The organism is Inquilinus limosus MP06 (assembly GCF_000767795.1).
Classification (GTDB): Bacteria; Pseudomonadota; Alphaproteobacteria; order DSM-16000; family Inquilinaceae; genus Inquilinus; species Inquilinus limosus_E.
Genome location: NZ_JANX01000663.1, coordinates 1 through 3040 on the forward strand (window position 1 = coordinate 1; position 3040 = coordinate 3040).

Sequence of the window (3040 nt, forward strand, 5' to 3'; positions counted from 1 at the left end):
GCTCTTGCGCGGCGGCGGGAAGAACTGCGCCAGCTTCGCCGAGTTCTCCGGACTGGTCAGGAAGGCCAGGAAGGACGCCGCGGCCTGCGCGTTCGCCCCGGCCTTGAACACGCCGATGCCGGCCTGGCCGATCACGGCGTATTCGCCGGCCGGCCCCTTCGGCAGCGGCACCAGATCCCAGGCGAAGGCGCCGTCCTTCAGCAGCGCCGCGCGGCTGATCTGGGTGATGGTCATGGCGGCGTCGCCGGCGAAGAAATCGGCCGGCGCGCCCGGCCCCGGCATCGCCTGGTCGGTGAACACCGCCTTGTGCAGGAAGCGCATGACCTCCGCCATCGCCGGCTGGTCGAAGCCGCAGGCCTTGCCGTCGGCGCTCCAGGGCGCGGCGCCCCAGCCGTTCCAGACGGTGGCGAGATTGTCCCACAGCTTGTAGTCGAAATCGCGCACCACCAGCCCGGCCTTGCCGGTCTTGGCATGGACCGCGGCGGCGTCGGCGACGGCGTTGTCCCAGCTCCACTCCCCGGCAGCGATGCGCTCGGCCGGCGGCTTCACCCCGGCCTGCTTCATCAGGTCGAGATTGACGAAGACGCCGAAGGGCGAGGTCGACAGCGGATAGGCGTAGAGCGTGTCGTCGCGGCGCCACAGCGCGGTGGCGCTGGGCAGCAGGTCGTCATAGCCGTAGCCCGGCGTCGCCCGCAGCACGTCCTGCAGCGGCAGCAGCACGCCGGAGGAGACGAAGTCCGGCGCCGAATTCTCGAAGATCCAGGCCAGGTCGGGGGCGTTGCCGCCGGCGATCTGCGTGGTCAGCGCCGTGGTGTAGCCGTCGAAGGGCAGCGTCTCGAAGGTGATCGACGCCACCTCCGGATGGTCCTTGCGGTACGCGGCGGCGATGCCGTCCAGCAGTTGCAGATGGGCCTTGTTGCCGGTCCAGACCGTCATCCGGAGGGCGACGCCCTCCGCGCGGGCCGGGCCGCCAAGGGCCGCGGCGGCCAGAAGTCCGGCCGCGGCGGCGGCAAAGATGCGGCGTCCGAGCATCATGGCATCCTCCCCTTTTGGTTCTTCGAACGGTTCCGCGGCCGCCGGTCAGTAGCCGACGACCTCCGGCCAGTGCAGTTCCACCCCCTGCCCCTCCAGCCGGGCCTGGAACGCGGCCAGCCGGTCGGGACGGGCCCGCACCGCGCGCGGCGGCAGGTCGTGCTGCAGGCACCAGGCGGCGAGATGGCCGGCCACCTCGCCGATGTTCCATTCCACCGGGTGCAGCCGGTAGCAGCCATTGGTGATGTGGGTGGTGCCGATCGCCTTGCCGGCCGGCAGCAGGTTTTCCATCCGCCGCGGCAGCAGCGCACCGAGCGGGATCTCGAACGGGCAGGAGCCGACATCGATGTAGTTGTCGCCGCCGGTCGAGGGGTGCAGGTCGATCCGGTACATGCCGACGCCGACGGAATCGCGGTAGCGCACCGCCCCGCGGGCGCCGCGCACCGCCAGCGACAGGTCCTGCTCCACCACCGTGTATTCGGCCCGGATGCGGCGGGATTCGCGGATGTAGGGCGCCTGGGCCAGGCCGTCGAGCGTGCCGGTGACGTCGCTGCGCAGCCGCAGGCCGGGGAAGCCCGTGCCGCCATCCGGCCGCGGCGCCTCGGTCTGCAGCCAGTACAGGACGCAGCGCGACAGCTCGGCCGCGCCGGCCAGGTGGCGCTGCGCCTCGGCCTCCGGCACCTCGAACACCGGCCCCTCGAAATAGTCGATCATCGGCCAGTTCACGAGGGTGATGTCGCTGGCATAGGCGCCGCCGGTGAAGTTGCGGCGGGCGGCGATGCGCCGGAAGGTCCACAGGTTGCCGTCGCCCGGGTTCAGCCGCTGGTCGGCGTTCACCGCCAGCGGGTCGTCATCCGGGTTCGGGGTGAAGCTGCGCTCGACGATCTCCAGCGTGCGCGGATGCGGCGACTTCCAGCCCAGCAGCGGCCCGCCCCAGAACTCCGGCCGGTAGTCGCGCCAGAAGGCGTAGTTGGCCGGCCGGTCGATGACGTGGCTGCCGTCGACATGGTCGAGGGCGAAACAGATCGACACCGCCTGCATGTTCAGCGGCTGGGCGGACCAGGGCGCGCTCGGCTCCCCGGTCTCGCCGCGGGATTCGAAGCCGGTGACGTATTCGGTGCCGGTCAGCGGCAGCAGCGCCCCGGTCTCGGTCGCGTCCAGCACATAGCGGCCGGAGGCGACGATGTCCGGCCCGCCGTCGCGATGGGCCAGGCGGATGGCACGCACCCGGTCGCCGTCGACATCCGCCGCCACCGGCCGGTAGGGCTGCAGCACCTTGAGGCGGCCGGAGCCGCGCCAGGGCGCCAGCATCGCCTCGATCACCGCCAGGCCGACCCGTGGTTCGTGGCACAGCCGGCTGACCCAGCCGGCGCCGGGGTTCAGGTCGCGCCAGGCCCGCGCGCCCTCGGTCAGCGGATAGTACCGGCGGTAATGCTCGCGGATGCCGTCGCGCAGCGCCCGGTAGCTGGCGGTGGCGCCGAAGCGCTCGATCCAGGAATGCTCGTCCGGCGGCACCGCTTGGCTGGTCAGCTGGCCGCCCAGCCAGTCGTATTCCTCGGTCAGGATCACCGAGCGGCCGGACCTGAGCGACGCCAACGCTGCCGCGACGCCGCCCAGGCCGCCCCCCACCACCAGCACATCCGCATCGAATTCGAGGGTCAATTCCGCCGCCCCTTCCGCTTGTCCGGTACCGGGCCGAGGGTCTGCCCCCCGGCCAGCTCGCAGGGCAGCAGCCGCTGCCGCCCCTCCTCCTGCCCGCCCATCACCAGGGTCAGGATCTCGACCGCCTGCCGCCCCATCTCCTCGCGCGGGATGCGGAAGCAGGTGAAGGCGATCTCGCTGGCGATCGGCCGCGTCGGGTTGCCCAGCGCGATCAGCGACAGGTCGTCCGGCACTGCCACGCCGCGGTCGCGCGCCGCCCGCTCCAGCACCACCGCATCGGCTTGGTCCTCGACCAGCGCCACGGTCGCGCCGGCACGCAGCAGCCGGTCGACCAGCTCCCCCGGGT

At 72.2% G+C, this 3040-nt stretch carries 3 protein-coding genes; all 3 read right to left on the reverse strand.

Annotated elements, in window-relative coordinates:
• On the reverse strand, positions 1-1035 hold a 1035-nt coding region (locus tag P409_RS30445), incomplete at its 3' end, for an ABC transporter substrate-binding protein (RefSeq protein WP_034847274.1).
• Between the two features lie 45 nt (positions 1036-1080).
• Positions 1081-2694 (reverse strand): FAD-dependent oxidoreductase, encoded by a 1614-nt coding sequence (locus P409_RS30450; protein ID WP_034847276.1) that lies wholly within the window; start codon positions 2692-2694, stop codon positions 1081-1083.
• On the reverse strand, positions 2691-3040 hold a 350-nt coding region (locus tag P409_RS30455; protein WP_034847278.1), incomplete at its 5' end, for a substrate-binding domain-containing protein. The genes P409_RS30450 and P409_RS30455, both read right to left, overlap by 4 nt.